This is a genomic window from Pseudarthrobacter raffinosi (assembly GCF_023913735.1).
GTDB lineage: Bacteria > Actinomycetota > Actinomycetes > Actinomycetales > Micrococcaceae > Arthrobacter > Arthrobacter raffinosi.
This window is the reverse complement of sequence record NZ_JAMXBH010000006.1, coordinates 32351-53862: the sequence shown is the minus strand read 5'-3', so window position 1 is coordinate 53862 and position 21512 is coordinate 32351. Positions and strand designations below refer to the sequence as shown.

The 21512-nt window shown below is 65.5% G+C and carries 16 protein-coding genes and 1 tRNA gene; 4 read left to right on the top strand and 13 right to left on the bottom strand.

Annotation, left to right across the window (positions count from 1 at the left end; genetic code table 11):
- Positions 1-35 precede the first annotated feature (35 nt).
- The 5 genes from NG698_RS06825 to galU all read right to left on the bottom strand — a co-directional run bounded on the left by NG698_RS06825 (position 36) and on the right by galU (position 4497).
- Positions 36-1631: an ABC-F family ATP-binding cassette domain-containing protein gene (locus NG698_RS06825; protein WP_252598333.1), complete on the bottom strand. Its 1596-nt coding sequence runs from the start codon at positions 1629-1631 to the stop codon at positions 36-38.
- 71 nt (positions 1632-1702) lie between these two features.
- Positions 1703-1775: transfer RNA gene (locus NG698_RS06820), tRNA-Ala, on the bottom strand.
- 139 nt (positions 1776-1914) lie between these two features.
- On the bottom strand, positions 1915-2820 hold the full coding sequence (locus tag NG698_RS06815) for a hypothetical protein (RefSeq protein ID WP_252598653.1): 906 nt from the start codon (positions 2818-2820) through the stop codon (positions 1915-1917).
- A 148-nt stretch (positions 2821-2968) separates the two neighbouring features.
- A complete protein-coding gene (locus NG698_RS06810) occupies positions 2969-3586 on the bottom strand; it encodes a GNAT family N-acetyltransferase (protein ID WP_252567513.1) in 618 nt (205 codons plus the stop codon).
- 5 nt (positions 3587-3591) lie between these two features.
- Positions 3592-4497 carry a UTP--glucose-1-phosphate uridylyltransferase GalU gene (gene galU, locus NG698_RS06805; protein ID WP_058931809.1) on the bottom strand — a complete coding sequence of 302 codons (906 nt, stop codon included), beginning with the start codon at positions 4495-4497 and terminating at the stop codon, positions 3592-3594.
- A 107-nt stretch (positions 4498-4604) separates the two neighbouring features.
- On the opposite strand from galU, the gene NG698_RS06800 reads away from it, so the two are divergent.
- The 3 genes from NG698_RS06800 (at position 4605) to cpaB (ending at position 6449) form a co-directional block, all read left to right on the top strand.
- Complete coding sequence (locus tag NG698_RS06800) at positions 4605-5225, top strand: 5-formyltetrahydrofolate cyclo-ligase (RefSeq protein WP_252608958.1); 621 nt, start codon at positions 4605-4607, stop codon at positions 5223-5225.
- 115 nt (positions 5226-5340) lie between these two features.
- Positions 5341-5604 (top strand): FmdB family zinc ribbon protein, encoded by a 264-nt coding sequence (locus NG698_RS06795; protein ID WP_252608956.1) that lies wholly within the window; start codon positions 5341-5343, stop codon positions 5602-5604.
- A 98-nt stretch (positions 5605-5702) separates the two neighbouring features.
- Positions 5703-6449 carry a Flp pilus assembly protein CpaB gene (cpaB, locus tag NG698_RS06790; RefSeq protein WP_252598335.1) on the top strand — a complete coding sequence of 249 codons (747 nt, stop codon included), beginning with the start codon at positions 5703-5705 and terminating at the stop codon, positions 6447-6449.
- 19 nt (positions 6450-6468) lie between these two features.
- On the opposite strand, the gene NG698_RS06785 is transcribed toward cpaB, so the two are convergent.
- The 7 genes from NG698_RS06785 to NG698_RS06755 all read right to left on the bottom strand — a co-directional run bounded on the left by NG698_RS06785 (position 6469) and on the right by NG698_RS06755 (position 17410).
- Entirely contained in the window at positions 6469-10575 is a 4107-nt protein-coding gene (locus NG698_RS06785; RefSeq protein ID WP_252608954.1) for an AAA family ATPase, read from the bottom strand.
- 129 nt (positions 10576-10704) lie between these two features.
- Positions 10705-12294 carry a glutamine-hydrolyzing GMP synthase gene (gene guaA / locus NG698_RS06780; RefSeq protein WP_252598337.1) on the bottom strand — a complete coding sequence of 530 codons (1590 nt, stop codon included), beginning with the start codon at positions 12292-12294 and terminating at the stop codon, positions 10705-10707.
- 100 nt (positions 12295-12394) lie between these two features.
- Entirely contained in the window at positions 12395-12895 is a 501-nt protein-coding gene (locus NG698_RS06775) for a DUF3817 domain-containing protein (RefSeq protein WP_252598338.1), read from the bottom strand.
- Positions 12892-13743 (bottom strand): SURF1 family protein, encoded by an 852-nt coding sequence (locus NG698_RS06770; RefSeq protein ID WP_252598339.1) that lies wholly within the window; start codon positions 13741-13743, stop codon positions 12892-12894. The genes NG698_RS06775 and NG698_RS06770 overlap by 4 nt, the downstream gene beginning before the upstream one ends.
- A 120-nt stretch (positions 13744-13863) precedes the next feature.
- Positions 13864-14352, bottom strand: coding sequence for a PTS sugar transporter subunit IIA (locus NG698_RS06765; RefSeq protein WP_141141159.1), 489 nt, complete (start codon positions 14350-14352; stop codon positions 13864-13866).
- 45 nt (positions 14353-14397) lie between these two features.
- Positions 14398-16137, bottom strand: a complete 1740-nt coding sequence (locus tag NG698_RS06760) for a glycerol-3-phosphate dehydrogenase/oxidase (RefSeq protein ID WP_252598340.1) — start codon at positions 16135-16137, stop codon at positions 14398-14400.
- Between the two features lie 136 nt (positions 16138-16273).
- Entirely contained in the window at positions 16274-17410 is a 1137-nt protein-coding gene (locus tag NG698_RS06755) for a GuaB3 family IMP dehydrogenase-related protein (RefSeq protein WP_252598341.1), read from the bottom strand.
- A 222-nt stretch (positions 17411-17632) separates the two neighbouring features.
- On the opposite strand from NG698_RS06755, the gene NG698_RS06750 reads away from it, so the two are divergent.
- On the top strand, positions 17633-19552 hold the full coding sequence (locus tag NG698_RS06750; protein WP_252608952.1) for a S8 family peptidase: 1920 nt from the start codon (positions 17633-17635) through the stop codon (positions 19550-19552).
- Positions 19553-19646: 94 nt separating this feature from the next.
- On the opposite strand, the gene NG698_RS06745 is transcribed toward NG698_RS06750, so the two are convergent.
- Positions 19647-21506, bottom strand: coding sequence for an ABC transporter ATP-binding protein (locus tag NG698_RS06745; protein ID WP_252608950.1), 1860 nt, complete (start codon positions 21504-21506; stop codon positions 19647-19649).
- Positions 21507-21512: the final 6 nt, after the last annotated feature.

Below are 21512 nucleotides of genomic sequence, written 5' to 3'. Positions count from 1 at the left end.
GCTGGCGGCTCCGGGCCCCCGGGCTCCGCCGAACCTCAGGCGACGTGGAGTTCCACACTCCCGTGGCCTGAGTCTGCAGCGCTGAATACCAGCCGGCGGTTGGCAATCTTGTCGGTGAAGAAGCGGTCGTGGCTGACCACAACCACTGCTCCCGGGAAATGCAGCAGGGCGCGTTCCATAACTTGGGTACTGGAGAGGTCCAGGTGGTTGGTGGGTTCATCCAGCAGCAGCACCGAAGCACCCGAGAGCAGGCATTGGGCCATGGCCACACGGGCGCGCTGGCCGCCTGAGAGGTTGCCGATCTTTTGCTTGAGATCAGCTTCGGAGAACTGGAACATGGCAAGGAACCTGTTCACCGACTTCTTCGTCGCAGTCAGGGCCAGGCTGTCAGGCATCGCGTTGACCGCATGGGTGACCGTGTCGTCGTCGTCCAGTTCTTCCAGGACCTGGTTGTAGGAGACCATTCCGGCGCCCTTGGCCCAGGCCACGCTGCCTGAATCGGCTGGCTCTTCGCCGGTGAGTGCCCGGAGCAGCGTGGTCTTGCCGCTGCCGTTGGATCCGATGACGGCGATGCGGTTGCCGCGCCCGATCTCGAAACTGAGGCCGCTGAACAGCGTACGGCCGCCGTAGGCCTTGCTCAGGGATTCCACCCGGCACAGGACATCCTTGACGTACAGGCCGCCGTAAATCTCCGTGATGATCTGGTCCACGGGCCGTGGCGCCCGGGACTTCTTGATCCTGGCCAGCTGGTTTGCCAGTCCCTTGCCGGCCGCCTTGGCCGCTTCCCGCCGGTCGGAGATGCCTTCGGCCTCGAAGGCCAGCAGCTCGGACTCGTGAACGAACTGGCTCTCCAGGCTCTTGAGCTTGAACTGCTTCGCCACCACGTATTCGGCGAAGTTTCCCGGGTATTCGTGGAGGTGGAAGTTCTCCACTTCGATGATCCGGGTGACAACGGAGTCCAGGAACTTCCGGTCGTGCGAGACGATGATCGCAGCGCCTTTGAAGGTCCGGAACCAGCCTTCGAGCCATTCGACGCCGGCCACGTCAAGGTAGTTGGTGGGTTCATCAAGCAGGAGGACGTCCGGGGCTTCCAGCAGGATCTTTGCCAGCGCTGCCCGGTTCCGCCAGCCGCCGGAGAGTTCATCGATGGCGCAGGTGCGGTGGTGGTCGCTGAAGCCGAGGGTGGTGAGCACTTTATCGATGCTGCGCTGATAGTCCCAGCCATCCAAACGGTCCATCGCCTCAAAGAGTTCCGACTGGCGGTGGATCAGCTCATCCAGCCGCGCTGCGTCGGAGGAGTCGGCGGCGATGGCCGCGTCGATGCCGGCAAGTTCGGCTTCGATCTCCTTGACGTGGGCGAACAGGCCGTCCAGGACCTCCGCTATGGTGGATTCGCCGTTCAGCTCCGAGAACTGGGAGAAGTAGGCGGCCTTGGTTCCGAGCTCGACGGCTACGGTCCCGGAATCGGGAGCCACCTGGCCTTGGATCAGCTTCAGGATGGTGGACTTGCCCGAACCGTTCTTGCCGATCAGGCCAACCCTGTCCCCGGCTTCAAGCTTGAAAAATGCTTCGCGGAGAACCTGGGTTTTGTCAAAGCTCACGTTGACGTCGTTCAGCCGGATCAAACTCATTGATGGTGTCCAATCCAGTGCTAGCTAACTGCGGGCCTGGGAAACACGGTTCTGGCCAGACAGATGATGTGTGGAGCTAAGGAGATTCGAACTCCTGACCTCTTCGATGCGAACGAAGCGCTCTACCAACTGAGCTATAGCCCCGGAACAGTCCGTGTCCCCGGGAAGGAACGGCGGTACCGGTGACCTTAGGCTACAAATTTTCGTCCCGCATTGCGAATTGACACTCCGCGCCCGCACTGACGACCGGGGCTCGTGCTGCTTGGGCGAACCTCGCGAGGTATCAGGCGCGGCGGCGCTGCAGGACGTCGTCGAGGTTGCTCAGGGCGCTCTGCGCCTTGGTGAGGGGCTTGGCGGCAGGCGCGGCGGGCGTGGCTGCGGTAACGCCCTGCTTCAGGGACGGCTTACCGACGGCTTTGGGCGCCTCGGGAAGGTCAAGCGGCTGGGGCGCCGGACGTTCGGCCTTGGCGGCCTCAACGTACACCGGCTTTGGCACGTCCACCGGTTCCCAGGTTGTGTCGGCCGGCGCCAGCGAAGCGGCGGCGGCGCTGGCATCTCCGGCGGCAACGGCGACGGCCAGTGCGGCTTCCCGGAGTTCCATCGCTGTCAGCGGCTTTGGCTTCGGCTTGGGCTGGTGGGCCTCTGCGTCAAAGAGTCGGCTTTCCGGCCGGGCTGCCGGACGCGCCGCGGTGTCCGTGGCGATAGATCCCTGACGCCGCACGGGGGCACTCATCGCTGAGCGGAACGCTGCGTTCACTTTGGCTTTGCGGTCACGCACAGCCAGGAAACGCAGCACGAAGACGGCTGCAATGGTGGTGGCAAGGCCGGCGACCGGCAGCAGGGCGCTTCCGATTCCGAACGGCAGAAGAACACCCGAAACAAACGCGGTCAGCAACGCCAGGACACCAATGAGGGCGATCCCCGTCCTGCCATAGCGGATCCGGAACGCGCCGCCCGTCGTAAAACTGCCGGACGTTTCCGTTGCGGTCTCGGGGCTCTTCCTGATCTCCATGGCTTTCTCCTGCTGGGCGGTGATGTTCAGTACCGTCCCGGCTCTCGGGTCCGATGATTCAATGGCTGGTACTTCCGCCAGGAAGTCGCCAGCGGCCTGGGCCTGGTGCCGGCGGTTCCGCAGAACGTAGGGCGCAACCCATACGATCCAGAGCACAACGGCAACCACAAGGATCACTGAGCTGCTTAGAGGGAAGTCCACAATCAAAACCGTATGAGCATTAGGGCAGCCGCCCCCGCATTAGCCACGGTGTGTCGCCGGCAACGTGGCAATTCATTGGATTTATGACCTTGGAAGTACCCATGCCGGGTTCAGGTCCGGCGGGTCAGGACCGGGACGCGAGCCACGGGGCGAGCAGCCCCTCCGGGACCTCGTCAGCGGTCAGCGCGAAGGACCGGTGGTCCGCCCACTCGCCGTTGATGTGAAGGAAGCGTGGACGGTAGCCTTCGTCGCGGAAGCCCAGCTTCTCAACCACGCGCAGGCTGGGGCCATTCTCGGGCCGGATGTTGATCTCCATCCGGTGCAGGCCCATTGCTTGGAAACAATGGTCAGTGGCCATGGCCACCGCCGTGGGTGCGATGCCGTGACCGGCGCGCGCCTGGTCAACCCAGTACCCCAGAGTCGCCATCATGGCCGAACCCCACACAATCGAGGAAACAGTCAGCTGGCCAACGATGACCGGGGCGGCCAACCTGGGTGTGCGCTCAGTGATCAGGAACGGCAAGGCCGTCCCCTGGGCGGCCTGGATTTTCAAGGACCGCACCATCTGCCGGTAGTCAGGCAGGGCACCGCCAGGTGCCGGATTGGATGCTTCCCAGGGCGCCAGCCACTCGCTGTTGCGCCCACGGACCTGGGTCCATTCCTTCTTGTCCCGGTACCGGATGGGGCGCAGGATCAGGTCGCCGCATTCGAGTGTCACGGGCCAGATGGGTCCGGGGCGCACGGCAGTTATTTAGCGAGGCCGGCCGTGAAGCCCGGCAGCCACTCCCGCAGACCGGGGCCAAGGTCGTCGCTGTCAATGGCGAGCTGGACGCAGGCCTTGAGGTAGCTGAGCTTGTCACCGGTGTCGTAGCGGCGGCCGCGGAAGACCACGCCGTAAACTCCGTAGCCGTCACCTTCGCCGGCTGCCAGTTCCTGCAGGGCGTCGGTCAGCTGGATTTCCCCGCCCCGGCCGGGGCCAGTGTGCTCGAGTACGTCAAAAACTGCGGGGTGGAGGACGTAGCGGCCAATGACGGCCAGGTTTGAGGGCGCCTCGTCCACGCTGGGCTTTTCGACGAGCTTGTTGATCCTGACGTAGCCTTCACCGTCGATCTCCTGCACGTCGGCACATCCGTAGGCACTGATCTGGGAGGGCTCCACCTCGATGAGGGCCACCACCGATCCGCCGGTCTTGGACTGGACTTCGATCATGGTGCTGAGGAGTTCGTCCCGCGCATCGATCAGGTCGTCGCCCAGGAGGACTGCAAACGGTTCGTTGCCGACGTGCTGCTTTGCACGCAGTACTGCGTGGCCCAGGCCGTTGGGGTCACCCTGGCGGACGTAGTGGATGTCACCGAGGTTGCTGGCTGCCTGGATGGACTCAAGCTTCGCGAGGTCGCCCTTGGCTTCCAGGGTGTCCTCCAACGAAGGAACCCTGTCGAAGTGGTCCTCCAGGGCACGCTTGTTGCGTCCCGTGATCATCAGGATGTCGTTAAGGCCAACATTGACAGCCTCTTCAACCACGTACTGGATGGCCGGCTTGTCCACCACCGGGAGCATTTCCTTGGGCATGGCTTTTGTGGCCGGCAGGAACCTGGTGCCGAGTCCGGCAGCGGGAATAACGGCCTTGCGTACTGTCTGCTGAGTGGTAGTCACTGGACTAATCTAACGGAGGGGCTGACCATTCAGTAATTATTGGTGGCTCCTGAGCCGGCGCGGCGCAGACGCTGCAACGGCCACCCTAACGGCAGAGAAGGAGCGGCATGTCCCAAGGAAGTAGCGAAGCCAAGGCGGACATCCGCGCACGCCATCGTGCGCGCCGCGCCGCGACGGACGCCACCCAGCGCGACGTGGCCGGTGCCGCCCTGGCCGTCCACGGCGCCGCATGGGCCGAACAACTGACCGGTGGGACGCCGTCGACTTTTTGTGCCTACCTGGGCGTGGCCCCAGAGCCGCCCACGCTGCCCCTGATCAGCGAACTCCACCGCCGCGGCCACACCATCCTGCTCCCTGTCTGTGAACCCGGCCGCAGGCTGAGCTGGACGTACTGGACCCCCGGCGTCGAGTTTGTCCGCAGCCGCTATGCACCGGTGCTGGAACCTGCTGGACCTCGCCTTGACCTCGGCATCATGGCGTCCGTTGCTGCCCTCTTCATCCCCGCCACGGCCGTGGACAGGGACGGCAACCGCATCGGCCAGGGCGGCGGCTACTATGACGTGCTGCTGGCCGCCCTGGCCGGGGACGGCCTCGAGATCCCGTTTGCGGCCGTCGTCTTCGAATCCGAGCTGCTTCCGGCCGGAAGCATTCCCGCCGAAGACTTCGACCGGAGGGTTCCGGCCGCGCTCACGCCCTCAGGTTTGATCCGGCTGCCGGACCCGGCCTGAGGCAGGGCTACTTTCCGGGGTGATAGAATTGGCACTCAGGCCCTGCGACTGCTAATGGACAGTTTCCGCTCAACGCAGTACAGGACCTCTCGTTTGCCCCCGAGGAGGATCACCAGTGCCCACTTATGCTTACGCCTGCAAGGATTGCGGCCACGCCTTCGACGTTTTCCAGTCGTTTACCGACAGCACCCTGACTTCATGCCCGGAGTGCCAGGGCGCCTTGCGCAAGAAGTTCAACAGCGTGGGCGTGGTCTTCAAGGGCTCCGGTTTCTACCGGACCGACTCCCGGGATGCAAAGGGAAGCACCGTTTCGGCTGCCCCCTCCGCCCCCGCGGCCGCACCGGCGCCGGCAACTGCCACCGCCGCTGCGGCCAGCTGACCTCCGGTTAAAAAGACGTACGACGCCGGCGGCACAGTTGTCCACATAGGCACCTTCGCTCCTGTCGGACGTGGTTGCCGGTACGTAGCGTGGTTCGCATGCCCGCTACCCTCTTTCGTTCCAGCCGCGGATCCGCCCCGCCGGGACTCCCGGTCCGCCGCCCGCTCCCGTCAGCACGCTCGCGGGGCGCGGGTGGCCACAGGCTGTTGTCCTTGCTGGGCCGGAACCGGCGCCTCGCAATAGCGCTCCTGCTCTGCCTTGCTGCCGGGATAACGGTCCATCAGCTCACTCCCCCGCCCGCCGATACGGTCTCGGTGTTGGCGGCGGCGCGGGATCTCCCCGCAGGCACGGCCTTGACAGCCACGGACCTGACGGCAACGAAGATCCCGCCGGGGATGCTCACTGCCGGGTCTATGTCCGACACCGGTGACGCCGCGGGAAAGCAACTGGCAGCCCCGTTGCGGAAGGGCCAACTGGTGACGGACTCCCTGCTGCTGGGTCCCGGTCTCCTGACCGGAACGCCACCGGGCTCCGCTGCCGTGCCCTTGAGGATGGCCGATGCTTCCTCCATCCAGCTCGTATCGCCCGGGCAACTGGTCAACGTGGTGCTGACCGGGGCGAACGGCTACGACCAGCAATCCCCCTCAGAGGTGCTGGCTTCCTCCGTTCCCGTCCTGTGGACGTCAGGACAAGGCGGCAAGACGGGTCAGTGGTTGGGCACCGGCGAAACCGACGGGCTGATCGTCGTGGCAGCAGCCCCGGAGCAGGCTGCCCGGCTGGCGGGGGCCTCCACACAGGGTAAGCTGTTTTTCGTCCTGGTGGGACCCGAGGGCGGGGCCGGGTGACGCCGCTGCAGACTGGAGGTCAGCCCCAGTGCGGCGGCTTGTTTTCCTTCAGCCATGCGTCGTGATCGTTGTCGGGGCCATCGCCCCAGCGCTTCGGATCATCCTCCGCAGCCTTGTTGGGCAGGATGCCCGCGGCCCCAGGCGGCTGGCGCTCCGGCACAGCCGCGTTCCCGTTTCGTGCGTCGTCCGCCTGGTCGTTACCGTGTGTATCTGCCTGATCGGCGTTCCGTGGGGTCACAACAACCGCCTCCTCACTGGCCAGGCGTCCGGCCTGGTCGTCGTTCCCTTCGTTTCCTTCGCTCGCAAGCGCGAGCGGGTCCATGTCCTCGTCAAAGAACCCGCCCGAGGCCGTGCCCCGTCCGGGCGGCAGAACATTCTCAAGGCCCAGGTAACCCGCGATCCGGTCCGCGCAGGCGGACGGGTCCGTGAAGACTTCGATGGTCCACAGCGGCATGTACCGCCAGCCCATCCGTTCCAGCAGCTGCGGACGGAGCCGGCTTCGCTCACGGACACTCATGGTGCGGTATTGCTCCGTGCCGTCCGATTCTATGGCCACCGGCCGCGGAATCTCGGCGTCGTCCTGACCCATGGTGCTGAGCGGGTCTGCTGCGGCCACCACGTCAATCACGCCGTCGTACTGGTGCCAGACGCGGGCGCCGCGGGCACGCAGCCGGTCACCAAGATCGGCGACGAGGGGATCGGCCCCAAGCGCCTGCTCACTGGCGGCGGCACGCGAGGCCGGAGTTCCGAGATCAGTCTTTCCCGCAATCTCACGGTTGAGGAGCTCGTAGAAGTCCACCGCGCCGTAGGACAGCCGCGTGTGATCGAGGTCTTCGGGCTGGAAACACGTCAGGACGTGGAGTGAACGCCGTGCACGCGTCATCGCCAAAGCGAATTTTTCCCGCCCGCCCTCAGCGGACAGGGGTCCGAAGTTGTGCAGCGCCCGGCCGTGCGGAGTGCGGCCAAAACCGGGTGAGAAGATCACGTGGTCACGGACCAGGCCCTGCGCCCGCTCAAGGTCAACCACCCGGAACGACTCGGATCCTGCGCTGAAGAAGCTGGCCAGGCCCGGGTGGTTCGGGAGCTGAAGACGAATGGACTCACCGATCCGGGCAGCATGGCGAAGGCTGGCGGTGACCACTGCCAGCGATGTGCGCGGCCGTGTCCGGGCGTGCTCAAAGACCAGCTGCACCACCCGGTTGACCTCGGCCACCACGGATTCGACGCCTTCGTGGTCGGCACTGGGCAGTCCGGTGCCGTCGGGAAGGTACTCCACCAGGAGCGCCCTATCCAAGCCCGTGGCGGACTGTCCCTCGGGGAGCCTGCGGAGGGCGCCGTCGTAAGAGTTCTTGCTCAGCTGCAGGACCAGGTCCTCGTCAACCGCGCGGTAGACAAAATTCAACCGCCAGACAGGCAGGATGGCAGACAGCGCCGAGAACGCGCTTTCGACGCGCTGGTGGGCCGCTTCACCGGCGGCCAGCCGCTCAACACCCACAGTGAACGTCCGGGGGCTGGCAATCTTGTCATCACCGAAAGCAATGACCTGCCTGGCGCGGGCGATGGCGGGCAGGACGGCCTGCAGCGACGTCGCTTCGGCGTCCAGGATGACCACGGCGTCGAAGCGCTGTTCGGCCGGCAGGAGCCCGGTCATGAGGTACGGGCTGACCGACCAGACCGGCACCAGCATGGGGACCAGCTCGGCGGCCTGGGCCGTCAGCGCGGCGAGGGTAACCCGGCCGTCCTTAAGCAGGCTCCTGAGGAGTTGGGCCTGGCGCGGGTGTTCCGCAAGCGCGGCCCGCCACCGGTCGGACAGGTCCCAGCGCAGGCGCGCCGCGCCGCTGGCAATATGGGCGTTGTCCGCGAGCCGGTATTCGGCCTCAAGCTGCCGGAGTGCGTCCCCGTCAGACATGGCCAGGTAATCGTCGCCGCTGATCATCGCTTCCAGCGCGGACTGCCACCAGGCCAGCTCAAGCTCGGCTGCGACGGACTCTGCGGGAACCTCCCGCTCCGCAAGATCGGCGAGGAGCTCCCCCAGGCCGTGCTCGCGCATGTTTTCCACAAGCAGCGTGCGCTCGGGCAGCGTTTTCAGCGTGTGGGTGTCGGCCACGAGCCGCTCCAGCCGCTCCATGAGTTCCTCATAGCGGGCCGTTGCCAGCGACCCGCCGGCCTGGGTGTGCCGGAGGGCTTCACCCAGCTGGGTCAGCTCCCGGTCCAGCGACCGGTACATCACGTTCATTTCGGCAAGGCCCGAGGGGACGGCCGGATGGCGCTGCGAGGTGGCGTAGCCGGACCAGAGGGCACGCTGGTCCTGCACCAGCACCAGCGAGCTGTGGAGATCGGTGATGTGGACGCCCGGACGGACGTACTCCTTCGCGACGCGGCGAAGGCGGGAACGCTGCATGGAGGCCATGTCGACATTCCGCTCCCGGCGCCAGGCGGAGGACGCCGTGGCGGAGATGAGATCGTTGACCGGCCTGTCGAAGATGTCCGGTGTGAACTTGTCGAGGCTTTCGCGGACAGCCACGAGGAGTTCGAGCTGCTCCCCCCACTCCGAGAAGGACGTGCCAAGCCGGATTTCGGCATGTTCGGCCACGCTGTTCATCCGGTCGCGCAGGACAGGCAGGTTCCTGGCCACTGACCGGGCGAGTTCCTGGGCCTCCTCGGTCTCCTTGCGGGTGAGCAGCCGGGCGCCGTGCCACGGGCTGGTAGTGGAGGCGCGGCTGAAGCTGCCAAGCTCGGCAGCGCGGCGAAGCCTGCCGGCGAGCTCGTTGCGGTCGCGGATGCTGTCCAGCACACTGCGCTTGAGCCGCACCGTGGTGGCGGGGGCGGGGTGGATGGAGGTCAGCTCGGCCAGTGACTGCATGGCCTGATACGGCGAGCAGCCCCAGCGCTGGCGCACGTTATGCAGGGACGCCACGTGGTCCATCAGGGCGTGCCGGTGCTCGGTGAGGGTCCGGTGGAGGTTCCCCAGCTGCGGTTCGAGTGACTTTTCGTTCCGTACGATGGCCCGCACCAGCTGGGCCTTGAGCTGCTGTGGTGTGGCTGTGCCGGAGAGCTGGAACAGGATGGATTCAAGTCCCAGCGATTCCAGTTGTGCCGATACTTCATTCAGGCTGGCCCGGCGGTCACCCACCACCAGGACTGACCGCCCAGCGTCCACCAGTGCACCGATGGTGTTGATGGCCGTCTGGGTCTGTCCCGTGCCCGGCGGGCTGCTGACCACCAGCGAGTCTCCTGCGCGGGCGGCATCAATGACGTACTGCTGGTCCGGATCGGCATCGAGAAGGAGGAGTTCGTCGTCCGGGTGGCGCGCGTCCACGCTCGGGAAGCGGGAGGGGTCCGGCGCGGGTACATCAATGACTTCACCGCTGGCCGCCTTGGCCAGGGCGGTGACCAGCGGGTTGCCCTCATTGATCCAGGGGTCGTCCAGGTTGCCGGAGAGGTCCGCAAAAGTGGACACCAGCAGATTGTGCTGGGCCTCGGCGCCATGGATGGGCCGGATGAGGGTTGCAAGCTTATCCAGGACAGGCTGGGGATCGAAGCGTGCGGTGCTGTACGCGAGGCGAGTCACGGCGTTGACGTCAAAAACAATGCCATGGATGGTCTTCAGGTGCCGGACAAGGGCCGGGTTGATGTTGGCCTGCTCGGTGAGCTGCAGTTCGTAGTCGTCCTCACCCGGGCGGACCGTGAGCGAGATTGCGGTGAGCATCACCGGCGCGGAAACCCGCTGGGGTTTGCCACCAACAGCGGAGGTCCACACAACGGTGCCTGCGGAAAGGTAACCGGCGTCTATGCCACGGTCATTACCGAGTTCGAAGATTTTCGAGCGGATGTTCCGCGATGCCCGGGCCGCGACGACGTACTGCTGGTGGTCGCGGATGAGTGTGGACAACCGTGTGCGGCGGCCGGCCATGAGCTGGGCCAGACCTGACGGGTGCGCATGGGTCAGGTCAATGGAACCTTCGGGGGTCTTGGTGAAACGCAGCATGGAGTCTGCCCCGGTGACGGGTTTAAGCCCGGACAGCCATTTTCCGAGCTCCTCAGAACCCTCCGCGTGGCCTTGACCAACTGACACTACTGCCTTCTTTTCTGCGTTTGCACGTGACGCCCTGGACCATACCGGCATACTTTCGAGCGTAGCCGCAAAGGAGCCGGGATGAGAGACCGCAACACTGGATCAGGCCAAATTGCGGCGGATTTCAACGGATGACAGCAATGGCCGGCCTCCGCTGACGGAGACCGGCCACTCACACTGTTATTCCCACTCGATGGTTCCCGGCGGCTTGCTGGTCACGTCCAGCACCACGCGGTTGACGCCTTCCACCTCGTTGGTGATCCGGTTCGAAATCCGGGCCAGGAGATCGTACGGCAGGCGGGACCAGTCCGCCGTCATGGCGTCCTCGGACGAAACGGGGCGGAGCACAATCGGGTGGCCGTAGGTGCGGCCGTCACCCATGACGCCCACACTGCGGACGTCGGCCAGCAGGACCACAGGCATCTGCCACACCTCGTTGTCCAGCCCGGCGGCGGTCAGCTCGGCACGCGCGATGGCGTCCGCCTTGCGGAGCAGATCCAGTCGCTCCTGCGTGATGTCGCCGACGATGCGGATTCCCAGGCCGGGGCCGGGGAACGGCTGGCGGCCGACGATTTCCTGCGGCAGGCCCAGCTGGGCGCCGACGGCGCGGACCTCGTCCTTGAACAGTGCCCGGAGCGGTTCCACCAGTTCGAACTGCAGGTCCTCGGGAAGGCCACCGACATTGTGGTGGCTCTTGATGTTCGCAGCACCTTCCCCGCCGCCGGATTCGACGACGTCCGGGTACAGCGTGCCCTGGACCAGGAACTTGATCTTCTCGCCATGGGCCGCGGCCTCGGCGATGATGGCCAGCTCGGCCTCTTCGAACGCGCGGATGAACTCGCGGCCGATGATCTTGCGCTTGGTTTCCGGATCGCTGACGCCGGCCAGGGCGGACAGGAAGCGCTCCTGCTCGTTGGCTACATACAGCTTGACGCCCGTGGCGGCAACGAAGTCGCGTTCCACCTGCTCGGCTTCGCCTTCGCGCAGCAGGCCGTGGTCCACGAACACACAGGTCAGCTGGTCACCGACGGCCCGCTGGACGAGTGCCGCTGCAACGGCGGAGTCAACGCCGCCGGAGAGCCCGCAGATAACCCGGGCGTCGCCGATCTGCTTACGGATCCGGTCCACCTGCTCCTCGAGGATGTTCCCCGTGGTCCAGTTGGGCTCCAGCTTTGCGCCCTTGAACAGGAAGTTTTCCAGCACCTGCTGGCCATAGGCCGAGTGCTTGACCTCGGGGTGCCACTGCACGCCGTAGAGGGCCTTCTCTTCGTTGGCGAAGGCAGCCACTTCAGCGCCGGCCGTCGTCGCCAGCACTTCGAAGCCTTCGGGCGCCTCGTGCACGGAGTCGCCGTGGCTCATCCAGGTGTTCTGGTGCTGCGGCATCCCCTCGAGGACGGAGCGGCCCTCGCCGAGGATGGTGGTCTGGGTGGAGCCGTACTCGCGCAGGCCCGTCTTGTCGACCTTCCCGCCCAGGGCGTTGGCCATGGCCTGGAAGCCATAGCAGATGCCGAAGACCGGGATTCCGGCCTCAAAGAGGTCGGCGCCGACGGAGGGTGCCCCGTCCGCGTAAACGCTGGAGGGGCCACCGGAAAGGATGATGGCGGCGGGGTCCTTGGCCAGGAGCTGCTCGGTGGTGAAGGTATGCGGAACCACTTCCGAATACACATTCGCTTCCCGGACGCGGCGGGCAATCAGCTGCGCGTACTGGGCACCGTAGTCAACAACCAGCACCGGCTTCTGGGAAGTCTGGGATGCAGTGGGAGTAGTCACCGTACTAGCCTACTTTGCGCGGTTGCCCCGCCGCACATTCAGGACCGTGGGTGTGACGCAGTGAACGTCCGACGGCGGGACTCCCCCACCGCTGCAGCGTTCAGTACCGCTGTGCGGCCTGCGGGTTCGCGGCCAGTTCGGCTTCCACCTCGGCGTGCAACTTCTTCTCCACCACGAAGGACAGGAACGGCACCACGCCGCCCAGGGCCAGAAGGACGAGCTTCGTGAACGGCCACCGCATCAGAGTCCAGAGGCGGAAGTTGGAGATCAGGTACACCACGTACATCCAGCCGTGGACGATCAGCACGGCGACGGAGATGTTCGCACCGCCCACCACGCCCTTGGGCTCGGCGTCGGCGAAACCCAAGCCGAACGGTTGGCCCGTGACGGCGTTGGTGCCACCGGCAAACAGGTACTGGCCAAAGGCGTAACGTGCGATGAGTTCGGCGCAGAGCAGCAGCAGCATGGCGCCGGTGAGGTACGCCAGCACCTTGTAGAACTTCAGGGCGGAACGGATCTGCCGCTCGGTACCGCCGAAGCGGCGCTTCTTGCCCTTGCCCTGCGGAGAATCCTGCTGGACGGCCGGTTTCGGTTCGATCATGGCTTTACCTTTTGTTGGAGCTGTTCAGAAGTTGCTGGGGTGGGCGCTGTACCCAGGTGAGGATCGTCGTCGTGTTCCTCTTCGAGGTCCCGCCGATAGTCGTCCTTGACCAGGCGCCACCAGATAAACAGGGCGAAGCCGGCGAACACCACCCATTCGAGCGAGTAGAAGAGATTGAGCCAGTTGACCTGCTGCGCGGGCGGCTGGGGGCCGATTTCCAAGGGCTTCAGGGCACCATCAACCGCCGCGGCGGACAGGTCGGACCCGGACGCCAGTTCGGAAGCTGCGGCCACGAATCCCGGGTACATGCTGACGTCCCAGTAGTTGATGAGTTCGGCAACAGACACGGCGGAGGCGCGGCCGGCTTCCGGTGCGGTGGCCGGCAGCGGTGATTCTGACGGCAGCAGCCGTCCGGTCAGGTTCACAACGCCCGACGGCGGTGCGCCGGCGTCGTCGGGATCCGCCACCCAGCCGCGGGCTACTGGAATCCAGGTCTGGGGTGAAGCAGCGACGCCGGTGAGCGCGGGCGCTCCGGTCACGGCGAAGGCGGAAACCACCCAGTAGCCGTTCGCACCATTCTTCAGGCGGCCTGGCACCAGGACCTGTTTTGCGGGGTCGTAGGTTCCCTCGGCGGAGACCATCTGGTCTGACACTGAACCGGGGAAGAAGACTCCGGGCTCAAGCGTCTCCGTCAGCATCCTGACGTCCTCGGTGGCGGGACTGACCACAACTTCGGGCTGCGTGGACCGACCGAACTGCCACTGGCTGAGCAGGACAAACACCCCTGAGACCGCGATCGCGAAGACCAGGCCTGCGATCCATCGGGGCTTAAGGGCTGTTTTCCACACGTGTTAACCGTACTTCGTTCCTCTGTAGAACAACTAAACGACCAGGTACGTCCCGGCCTTGGAGTGGGGCAGCAGGGTCCCTACGTGGCGACGGAGTCGACACGAAAGGGCCTGCCCCACTCAATGGTCGAAGAACACCAGGCTGGAGTTGATGAGCTCGGCGATGACTTCGGCATCGTAGGCCCGCCGCAGCGACTCCCGGAAGGACTCCTTGGACAGGGAGCGAGCCAGGGTGGCCAGGACTTCCAGATGATCGGAAAACGAGCTTGCAGGGGTGGCGATCAGCAGAATAACCGTGGCCGGACCGTCGGCGGCACCGAAGTCCAGGGAGTGGCCGTACTTGGTGATGCCCACGGCGATGGACGTCCGCGAGACGAACTCGCTGCGGGCGTGCGGGAGCCCGATCCCGCCCGGCAGGCCGGTGGCGAGCTGGTGTTCGCGGGCGTTGACGTGCTCCAGGAACCGCGGCAAGTCCGTGACCCGCCCGGCGGCGAAGAGGCGTTCTGCCAGTTGCGCCGCGGCGTCCGACTTGTCCGTTGCCTCCAACTCCAGAATCACCAAATCGGAGGTGGTGAGATCGGCATCGTACCGGTCAAGTGGTTCCGCCAAGGCGTGTCCCTTCAGTCAGGAGAATTGCTGGTGTGCGGTGCCGCCTCAGCGCAAAGGGACGATGTCCTCCACGCCCAGCCGTGCGGCGTCGGCGGATTCGTCATCCGGCTGCTGCTGGCTCAGCCGTTCAGCTTCAACGCGTGCTATGTAGTGCTTTATTTCGCTTTCGCGCTGCACATCGCTCCAGCCAAGGACTTCGCCCATCAGTTTAGCGACAACCGGCACCGCCGACACGCCACGGTCCCAGGCCTCGATGGAGATGCGGGTCCGCCGGGTCAGGACGTCATGGACGTGCCGGGCGCCCTCGTGGGTTGCGGCGTAGACGGCTTCGGCCTGCAGGTAGTCGTCAGCACCGGGCAACGGCTCCGCCAATTCAGGATTCCGGGCGATGATGTCCAGCACCTCCGGAGTCATGGACCCGTAACGGTTGAGCAGGTGCTCTACCCGGGCCACGTGCACGCCGGACTCTTCAGCGGTCCTGCTCCTGCGGTTCCATGCAGCCTTGAAGCCGCTGGCACCGAGCAGCGGGATGGTTTCGGTACAGCTCGCCGGGACCCGCTCATCCATGGTGCGGGTGGCCTCGTCCACGGCGTCCTTGGCCATAACCCGGTAGGTGGTCCATTTGCCGCCGGCCACCACCACCAGGCCCGGTACGGGGTGGGCCACGATGTGTTCACGGGACAGTTTCGCCGTGGAATCGTTCTCCCCCGCCAGGAGCGGGCGCAGTCCGGCGTAGACGCCTTCAACATCCTCCCTGGTCAGCGGGCGTTTCAGGACCCGGTTGACGTGCTCGAGGATGTAGTCGATGTCCTTGCTGGAGGCCGCCGGGTGGGCCTTGTCGAGGTTCCAGTCGGTGTCCGTGGTGCCGATGATCCAGTGCCGGCCCCACGGAATAACGAACAGCACGGACTTTTCGGTGCGGAGAATCAGCCCCACCGTGGACTGGAACCGGTCGCGGGGCACTACGAGGTGGATGCCCTTGGACGCCCGGACCTTCAGCTGCCCGCGGTCGGTGACCATGGCCTGGGTTTCATCGGTCCACACCCCGGTGGCGTTGATGACCTGCTTGGCTTTGATGTTGAATTTCGAACCGTCTTCGTGGTTGACCACTTTGGCCCCCACCACGCGCTCACCTTCACGCAGGAAGTCCACCACCGCCATCTGGTTCACCGCATGGGCGCCGTAGTGCACCGCCGTCCGGACGAGGTTTGCCACGTACTTGGCGTCATCCACCTGGCCGTCGTAGTAGCGGATGGAGCCCACAAAGGCGTCTTTTTTCAGGCTGGGGGCGGCCCTCAGCGTGCCCCGCCTGCTGAGGTGTTTGTGGAACGGCACGCCGCGGCTGTGCCCGCCCGTAATGGACATGGCGTCATACAGGGCGATCCCGGCCCCCACATAGGGCCGTTCGAAGAACGGTTTGGTCAGCGGATACAGGAACGGCACCGGCCGGGCCAGGTGCGGGGCCAGGACCGAAAGAATCAGGCCACGTTCGTGCAGCGCTTCCTTAACCAGCCCAAAATCCAGCATCTCCAAGTAGCGCAGGCCGCCGTGGATCAGCTTGGATGACCGTGACGACGTGCCGGCGGCCCAGTCGCTGGCCTCCACGATCCCCACGGTGAGGCCGCGGGTCACGGCATCCAGCGCCGCACCGGCGCCCACGATGCCGCCGCCGACGATCAGGATGTCCAGTTCGTTGCCGGGTTCCGAGGTGGCCCTGAGCCTGGCGATCGATGCTTCCCTGGCCGCAGGCCCCAGGACCCCGCCTTCGTTTGGAACAGTGTTCACGGAACGCCTCCCTTGCCGCTGCTGCCGGTGGTAAAACCACAGTACTTCCTTGCCGCACAGTTGGGCAGGGCAGGTTCCACGAGGGAGGCGCTCCGGACGACGTCAGCGGCGTCGGCCGCCCGTCAGTTAGAGGCCGTCAGTTACCCGTGTACGGAGAAACTACGACGTCGACGCGCTGGAATTCCTTCAGGTCCGAATAGCCGGTGGTCGCCATCGAACGGCGGAGTGCGCCGATCAGGTTGGATGTGCCGTTGGTGTGGTGGCCGGGCCCGAAGAGCACCTCTTCGAGAGGTCCGACGGTGCCGACGTTGGCGCGGTCTCCGCGGGGCAGTTCGAGGTGGTGGGCCTCCTGGCCCCAGTGCCAGCCCTTGCCGGGTGCCTCTTCGGCCCGGGCGAGGGCGCTGCCCAGCATCACGGCGTCGGCGCCCATGGCAATTGCCTTGACGATGTCACCCGAGGTGCCCATGCCGCCGTCGGCAATTACGTGGACGTACCGTCCGCCGGATTCATCCATGTAGTCACGGCGGGCGGCCGCGACGTCGGAGATGGCGGAGGCCATGGGCGAGTGGATCCCCAGGGCGCGCCGCGTGGTGGCGGTGGCTCCGCCGCCGAAGCCGACCAGGACGCCGGCGGCTCCGGTGCGCATCAGGTGCAGGGCGGGCGTGTAGCCGGCCGCGCCGCCCACAATCACGGGGACGTCCAGTTCGTAGATGAACTGCTTGAGGTTCAGGGGTTCATGGTCTTTCGAGACGTGCTCGGCTGACACGGTGGTCCCGCGGATCACAAAGATGTCGACGCCGGCAGCCACCACGGTCTTGTAGTGTTCCTGCGTGCGTTGCGGGGTCAGCGAGCCGGCCACCGTCACGCCGGCGGCGCGGATCTCCGCCAGGCGGGACGTGATCAGTTCCGGCTGGATGGGAGCGCGGTAGAGCTCCTGCATACGGCCGGTCACCGCGGGGCTGTTGACCTCGTCTTCGAGGGCGCCGATCTCGTCAAGGATGGGCTGCGGGTCCTCGTAGCGGGTCCAGAGGCCCTCAAGGTCCAGCACGCCGAGCCCGCCGAGCCGGCCCAAGGAGATGGCCGTCTCCGGGGACATGGCCGAATCCATCGGGGCTGCAATCACGGGCATGTCGAACTTGTAGGCATCGATCTGCCAGGAGACCGACACGTCCTTGGGGTCGCGGGTACGACGGTTAGGGACAATCGCAATGTCATCCAGGGAGTAGGCACGACGCCCACGCTTGCCACGGCCAATCTCGATCTCGTAAGTCACGTGACCACTTTACTTGACCACGTGGGATGCGGTGGGGCGCCTGCTCTTAGGTTCATCCTGAAACTGATAGTCCACACTTTATTGACATGTTTTGTCAACCATTTACAAGTTTTGAAAATACCTTTATGTTTACTCTCGGTTACCACCTGATCCACCACGTGACCACCCATCACTCCCCTTCATACGGGCCACACCTGTGCCCGTTCCGAGAAAGAAGCTCCTATGGGACGTTCATCAATCAGGCGCCACCGCATCCTGGCCCTGTCGCTCGCCGCAGCAGTCGGCACCCTGGCCTTCGCCGGTTCGCCGGTCTTCGCCACCCCCGAAGACGGTGACCGCACTGCAGCCGGGCCGGCCGCCGTCCAAGGCACTGCGGTGCACGACGTGGCCGCCGGAGAGGCCTACACGAAGTTCATCGTCGAATTCAAGGAGACCACGGCGAACGCCACCCCGAACGGCCGCGCCAATGCCTGGGGCAAAGCAGCCAAGTCACAGGGCGTGAAGGTGCAGGAACTCCGCACCCTGGCCACCGGCGGAACGCTGATCGAGGCGGACAGGGCCCTGTCCGGGCAGGCTGCCAAAGACTTCATGGCCGAGATTGCGGCGTCCGGATCGGTCGACTACGTCGAACCTGACGCCCGCATGACGGTGGCTCTCACGCCCAACGACCCACGCTATGGCGAGCAATGGGATTTCACGGGCACCAACGGCATGCGGGTCCCCGGGGCTTGGGACGTTGCTACCGGCACCGGCGTGACGGTGGCCGTGATCGACACCGGAATCACGGCCCATCCGGACCTCGACGTGAATGTGCTGCCGGGCTACGACTTCGTCTCCGACGCCACGGCAGCGCGTGACGGCAACGGACGGGACGCGAATGCGCAGGACCAGGGCGACTGGTACGCCGCCGGCGAGTGCGGCCAGTCGACAGCCGGCAACAGCTCTTGGCACGGCACGCACGTCGCCGGCACCGTTGCAGCCGTGACCGGCAATGCCACCGGCGTGGCGGGCGTCGCACCCAACGCCAAAGTGGTGCCGGTACGCGTCCTGGCCAAGTGCGGCGGGTCACTGTCCGACATTGCCGATGCGATTATCTGGTCAGCCGGCGGCACCGTCCCGGGCATCCCGGCCAACGCGAATCCCGCCACGGTCATCAACATGAGCCTGGGCGGGTCCGGTGCCTGCGGCAGCACGTACCAGGCAGCCATCAACTCCGCAGTTTCGCGGGGAGCCACCGTGGTGGTGGCGGCCGGCAACAGCAACCAGGATGCTTCCGGATTCCGCCCGGCCAACTGCAACAGCGTTGTGAGCGTGGCCGCCAGCAACCCGAGCGGCAGCCTCTCCTACTACTCCAACTACGGCTCCACGGTTGACCTGACCGCACCCGGCGGCGACGTCCGTGTAGCGGGCGGCGGAATCCTCTCCACTATCAACACCGGTACCTCCACACCGGGCTCCGCCGGCTACGCCAGCTACCAGGGAACGTCCATGGCAGCTCCGCACGTGGCCGGGCTGGCCGCACTCATGAAGTCCAAATCGTCCACGCTTACCCCGGCCCAGGTGGAGTCCACGCTCAAGCAGGGAACCCGGGCAATGCCGGGCGGCTGCACCACGGGCTGCGGCACAGGGCTTTCGGACGCCACCAAGACCATGGGCCTGCTGGGCGGGGTCACTCCCCCGCCGTCCGGCAACCTGCTGCTGAACCCGGGCTTCGAATCGGGCGCAGCCTCCTGGACCTCTGACCACGCCGACACGTTCGAGACCGGAACGAATGCCAGGACCGGTTCCGGCTTCGCCGGCCTCAACGGCTGGGGCCAGGCAACGTCCTACATGCTCGACCAGGCGTTTGCAGTCCCGTCCACGGTGGCCACCGCGTCACTGTCCTTCTACCTGAAGGTGCAGTCGGACGAGACCACATCCAGCGCGGCCTATGACACCCTGAGGGTTCAGGCGGTCAGCAACGGTGTGACCACCACGCTGGCCACTTACTCCAATCTCAACGAGTCCGCCGGCTATCTGCAGAAGCAGCTGGACCTCTCCGCCTACAAGGGCAAGAGCGTGACCCTGCGCTTCCTGGGTGTTGAGGACTCGTCGCTGGGGACGTACTTCTACCTCGACGACACAGCGGTGACCACCTCTTAGCCTCGGGGCCACACGAATCCGGGACCGCCGGCCACGCCTTGCAGCGCGGCCGGCGGTTCCTGCGTGGAGTGCGTGACCCTAGGCCCTGCCGTCGTCAGACGCCCTCGGCCTCCTCCACCGTCAGCTGGTATTCGAACATCCTGAAGTAGCGGCCCCGCAGCGCCACCAGTTCCTTGTGGGTGCCCTGTTCCACAATCCGCCCGTCCTCGAGCATGTAGACAATGTCGGCCTTCTCAATGGTGGCAAGCCGGTGGCTGATGGCAATGATGGTGCTGCTGCGGTCCGCGAAAAGCCGGGTGAAGATCCGGTGCTCGGCCAGTGCGTCGATAGCGGACGTCGGCTCGTCCATGACCATGAAGGTGGCGTTGCGGTAGAAATTCCGGGCCATCGCGAGCCGCTGCCACTGGCCGCCGGAGAGCCCGCTCCCCTTCCGGCCGCGCGGATCCTCCATCCAGTTGCTGACATAGTTGTCCAGGCCGTTGGGCAGCTTGTTGATGAACTCCAACGCTTCGGCGTCGCTGGCTGCCTGGCGGATCCGTTCGTCGTCACGGGGCGGGTCCACGTCGCCAAAGCGGATGTTGTCGACAGCCGTGGCGAATTCGTACTTGAGGAATTCCTGGCTCAGGACGGCCAGGTGGCGGTGCCAGGACTTAACGTCGACGGCGGCGAGGTCGACGCCGTCGAGCATTACCTGCCCGGAATCCGGGCGGTAGAGGCCGGCGAGGATCCGGATCAGTGTGGACTTTCCCGCCCCGTTCTCACCCACGACGGCGATGTGCTGGCCTTCGCGGATGGTCATGCTGATGCCGCGGATCACCTCGGTGTCGCCGCCCGTGTAGGTGAAGCGGATGTCCCGCAGTTCCACAGTTTTGGGCGCCTGGAGCAGCGGCGGTGAATGGTCCGAATGAACCGGCATTGCCATGAACAGCTCGTAGTCCTTGAGGTTGGCGAGATCCTCGTCGATCGAACTGAGGGAGGACACCAGGCTGTTGGCTGTGGACAGTGCGCGGCTGACGATCTGCTGGACATAGAGGAACTGGCCAACGGGCTGGGCACGGGCGATGATCTGGCCCACCACCCAGATCAGGGAGATCACCTCGGCGCCGTACTGCAGGGCATCGGCGGCGAGCTGCTTGGGGATGTAGCGCTTCTGGAAGTCCAGGCGGCGCCGCTCGTCAGCATCGCGCAGCTGGGAACGGAGGTCCATCAGGTAGCCCACGATCCCGTAGAGCCGCATTTCGGCGATGTGCTGGGGGCGGAGCAGGTTGGTTTCGATCATCCGGCGTTGCCGGCGGGAGTCCACCTGGGTGTTCCAGTGGGCGATCTGTTCGCGCGAGAGCTTGAACTGCAGGTAGACGCTGGGCACAATCGCCACCAGGACAATCACGGCGATCCACCAGCTGACCAGCAGCAGGGCGCCCACGGCCAGGATCACGGAGACCAACTGGGTGAAGATAGCCGCGATCCTGTCCAGCACGCGGGCATAGGAATCGGAAAACCGTTTGGCCCGGTCGTAGAGGTCCACGGTTTGCTTATCGTCATAGCGCCAGAACTCCAGCGCCAGGAAGCGCTCGTACATCTGGTCGCCCACGATGGCGCCCACCTTGAAGCTCATGAGCTGCTGGATGTAGCGGTCCACGCTGCTGAAGCCGCCCCACAAGAGCCCCAGGGCAGCCGTGATGATGACGTACACAATGGCCTGTTGGCCTGCTGCGGAATCACCGGCGTAGGCGGCCGCCAGGGCCGTGGTGGTCAGCGCTGCGAAGTACGTGGTCACCAAAGGCAGCGTCGCCGAAATGAGCGAACCGACTACTTTCATAACGACGGCGGCTGGCGAGGCCCGGAAGCTGACCCGCAGCACCTGCGCCACGGCCCGGGCGTAGGGCCTCAGCGCCAACCGCCGCTGAGGGTCCTTTTTTGGGTTCAGTTCGGCGGGATGGCGTGGTTGGGACATGGCTCC